Consider the following 4,821-nt stretch of genomic DNA (forward strand, 5'->3'; position numbering starts at 1 on the left):
TCCCCACTTGTTTTTAAGTGGGGACTAAATTAAGGCTTATAGGATGAATTCATAAGGTGTGTTCAGCGGACGCTTACCGTTCAGACGTATTGAGCGATACACGTTGGGAAAAGAGTACAGCCACAATAAAAAATCCCATCGTAAACGATGGGTTTTTTATTGAAAATTTAATTAATTTTCAAATTTTGAAAGGTATTCTAGATTCTTAGTTAAAGTATCTTCCATAATCGCATTACCTTTTGGTGTTGCGTATTCTAAATATAAATTATTATCTGTCGAAATAAGATGGCGTAATGTCTTATCTGTTTTATGTGCCAGATTATTTACTCCTTTAGGTGATAACACGACAGAATCTTTAAGGGTTTTTTCTTTATGCTTTAATTCGTCAATCGTTAAGTTATTATAAGGATATTTTAAGCTATGCGATTTTAAGGCCTCATCACTATTCGAGGCAACAATGATACCTTGCCCCCCCGCAAAATAAAGCCATACATGTTTATAGACTGAGCGAACTGTATTTAAAATATACACTAAATCAATCGGATGCATATGATGTAGTTGAACCCATTGTTGTAGAACCCCTTCTTTATTTAATCTCTTTTCAGATAACTCATAGAATTCTTTATTGTAAAGATTTGCTGCACCAGCAAACCAAATACTTGAAATTTCCAAACTAATTAAGTCATACTTCTTGTCTTGGGTTAATAAAAAATTTCGCCCATCCGTATAAATTAAATTGACCCCTGACTGACTTGTTACATTATGGTTAATATCAGCAAAATATTTATTTGCCATAAATACAATATCTTTTGACAACTCGACCACATCAAGAGACTGGAATTTTTGCTCATGTAATACTCGAGCAGTCATACCAGTACCATAACCAATGGCTAAAGCACTTTTTCGTTCACTATTATGCAGGAGTGGAATCAAAGCAATAGATTCTTGTGCTAAGGTTTCACCTGAATTATTCCCCTGAAACTTACCATTGGTTAATAATGTCATATATTTACCATCAGGACTACGAGCAACTGACGTCACACCACCTTCGATGCTTTCAGTGTAATCTATCACCTCTCCCCAATATGATGGTGCAAAATACACATTTGCTCCTTGTGCCAAACTGGTAAAATTCCAATTTTTAGGATAGATGGGGAAAAGTACAAAAATTGATACTACTACTCCAGCAGTATAAGGATTAAATTTATAATTTACTTTAATTACGGATACTAATACTAGTATTGCTAAAATTAATGAAATCACAGCAAGTAATAAAAAGACTTTATTTGAACCCATTAATGGCAACAATAAAAATCCAACCAATAAAACTCCAGATATATTACCAATAGTATTTAATGCACTTGAAATACCTAAACCTTTTGCATTACCTTGTCCCAACCAATCCGCAGCTAAACTCATTGCTGCAGGATAGCTTGCACCGATAAAGAGTGTCGCTGGCAGCATGGCCAAAGCACAAATTGCCCCCCTTAAAATCTCTCTTGCCCAAAATCCTAAATGGATATAATTTTGCATCTCACCAAAACTAGCAAAATAAGCAGGAATTCTATCCCATACTAATGCTGTAATAATAATAGATGCAGCAATTCCGCACTGTGCAATAACAATTAGTGTTGTTCTATCTATATAGCTAAGTGCTTTTTTACCAAAAACTGAGCCTAAACCCAGACCCAATAAAAACACTGCAAGCATTAAAGCAAAAGCATAAACACTATTACCTGCAACCACAGCCAGCATGTGAATTGAAACAACTTCTAGGCCCAGCGTAACTGCACCACCAACCGCTAAAACAACAAGTGCTACTATGCCAAATATTTTCGGCACAGGAGCTGAAGAAACAATAGATGGAGAATTATCAAATTCCTGAATTTGAGTTTTCTGCTTTTTAAATTGCTCTATGGTATAGAGTGCAATCATCAAACTAAAGACGGCAGCTAAATTCGTAGCACCGATTCGACCTATTGCAGAAATAAAGAAATACCCACCTATAAATGAACCTAATGCAGCACCAATCACATTGGCACTATATAGGCGGCTAATTGCTGTATCACTTTGGATGTTGAGTTGTTTTAAATATTTAAACATGATAGGTAAAGTAGCACCCATCAGAATGGTAGGAATACCTAAAACAATCACACCCAACGCCACTCGTAAAAATGTTACATAAGGGTCATCTGCGGATAATCCAGTTACAGATAGAACATAAATATTCTGAATGACCTTAAATAAAAATGGGGTAATAACTGCATATAGACCAATAAATGCTTCTATGCCTGCATAATACAAAAGCGGCTTTTTTACTTTATCAGCAATATACCCACCCAACCAACTACCTAAAGCCATACCAGACATATAGGTTGTTAAAACAGTATATGAAGCTAAAGAGGTACTACCAAATGTAACTGCTAAACTTTTTGCATAAACCACTTCATACAATAAACCTGCAAAACCCGAAGCAACAAATACACCAATCACCCAGCGAGGGATAGTAGATGTTTCTGGTTTTTTGGTATCCTCTATTTCTAAGATAGGAGTTATTACTTCAGCATCATTCCATACGTATTTTATATATATACTAAATAAAATGACTGTAACAATAACACTCCATATAGTAAAAAGTTGTACAAATAACAAATTACTATACAACCACTCTGATGAAACTAGCAACATGAGCATCCATATAATGAATGTTAATCCAGAACTTATCCAAAGTGTTGTGATTTTCTTATTTTTAAAAATAAAGTTATCAGGATTTGCTAATCCTGTACCTATAAAAGCTGCAAATGGCAAAGCAACCACTAAATCTAAAAAATAATGTTCTCCAAAAGCAATCGTAGCGATGGCTGTTAATAACACAAATACAGTTGCTATATAAAAGTAAATTTTTCTACTCAATCCTGCTGTTAATAACCAGATTAATAATGCGCCTGTTAAGTGCATAGAGGGCATCCCATTACGAGCTGCGGGAGGAATAAAAACTTTACCACTCTGAACTTCATTAGCTGTTGGCATGTTTAGAGGGAAGTATTGAGTACTAAACGCATATACAGGCCCGGAAACAGGAATAATGCTATAGCATATAAAAGCTAAACCAAAAGGGACAATAAGTACTCTAATAATATGATATTTTTTCTCTTTATTTTCCCTGATAAAGAGAGAAACTACTATAAATAAAACAATAGATAATAAAGAATAGGCTTCCAGTACTAAAGTTTTCCAAAAAGCATGAGACATCTCAAACCACTGGACAAATGGCAATGTGATATTTCCGAAAGCGGAATCAATTTTATATATGTCAATATCATATACATGGGGTAAAATAAATTTATTAACTTCTAAAGCGGTTTGTGTGGACCATGCCATTAATATAAAAAGAAATGTCAATAAGAAATAAAGAATACTTAAATTATTATTTCTTTTAAAAAAATAAAAATATAGTTGTTTAAATAAAGTATATACTCCTAATGGAGCCAAGATAACCATAAGATTTGCAGAGGGGTTTGTGTATGCATTTGTTATATCTAAAAAAAATATAAAACAACCAACTATAATCAACCCTGCAAATAAATAGGGCTTAATTACCTTGCTTTTAGCAATAGAAAACATCAAAGCACTAATACCAAAATATGCTCCAATATTATTAAGCATTCCCCAGTGATTTATGGTATTAAAACTAGGTAAAAAATTAAATGAATGAAATAACGAAAATGAAAATAATTGTAATAATATCGCCATAGGAAAAATAATTTTTAGCCAATATTTTATGTTTTCATTTAAGTACATTTAAAAAATTTCCTTATATTTTATTTAAATAAAAAAGGGAGTTTCCTCCCTTTTTTAACTTTTATTAATTAACGGCAAGCTGCTGGTAGATATTTAGCACTTAATGAAGATGTACAAGCCCAAGTATATGAACCACTTTGCTCTGTCGGAGTTAAAGTAATAGTTTGAGATTTAACAGCATCATTTACACCTGCACTTCTCATAGTTGCAGTAATTGCACCATTTGCACCGACAGCTGTTTGGGCTACATATGTACCCGAAATAGCAGACGCTGCTGCAATACCTGCTGCAGCATTAGATGTAGGCCATGCACCTGTGTTAGCACGAACTTCTGTTACTGCACCTTTTTGACCACTTGCTAAAGTTACAGCTTCAGTTACTTGTGAACGAGCAATATAATCTTGATAAGCAGGAATCGCAATTGCAGCCAAAATACCAATAATAGCCACTACAATCATAAGTTCGATGAGCGTGAAGCCCTTCTGCATTGTATTCATAACATTCTCCACAAATGTTGTTAATTTAGTTATAAGCTTTGTAAGCTATTCTAATGATAGCACTAAACGTGCCAACTTTTATTATAGACAATTTACACAGAAAAACAGCACCTTACACATAAAAAATTTAAGACTATAAATTTCACTGTATATTTTTGTTAAAAAGTGACAAATTTTGTCAGGTTGAATTTTATACTTTGGACAAATATTGTCATTGTGTGATGCGTATCACATATATCGGTTGTTCTTTTTAGGTGTTGTGATGTCGTTCTTTATGTTGAAGTCTATCGCTTGAAATTTTCTGGGTATAGTAGGGCGCTATTTCTACCATCGTTAGTGCATCTCAATCACACTCTTTACTGAGTTTATGACACGTTGTTTCAGTTGCTTCAATTTGCGCGATTGAGTCGCGTAACCGTTTTGCATTGGCAAGACTTTTGAGTAGGTAAGAGATGGATCCGTAAATTTGAACAACTCCTATAAGTGATATTCTGCTCCTCAAATGATGTTATAAACATCAATA

The 4,821-nt window shown here is 33.8% G+C and carries 2 protein-coding genes; both read right to left on the reverse strand.

The genetic code is table 11. The annotated features are described in order from the left end of the window. Positions 1-171: 171 nt before the first annotated feature. On the reverse strand, positions 172-3,801 hold the full coding sequence (locus HHA42_RS13110; RefSeq protein WP_168526826.1) for a fused MFS/spermidine synthase: 3,630 nt from the start codon (positions 3,799-3,801) through the stop codon (positions 172-174). 68 nt (positions 3,802-3,869) lie between these two features. Then, positions 3,870-4,298, reverse strand: a complete 429-nt coding sequence (locus tag HHA42_RS13115) for a pilin (protein ID WP_168526828.1) — start codon at positions 4,296-4,298, stop codon at positions 3,870-3,872. Positions 4,299-4,821 lie beyond the last annotated feature (523 nt).

Origin of the sequence: Acinetobacter sp. A3, from assembly GCF_012371415.1 — a bacterium.
Lineage (GTDB): Bacteria > Pseudomonadota > Gammaproteobacteria > Pseudomonadales > Moraxellaceae > Acinetobacter.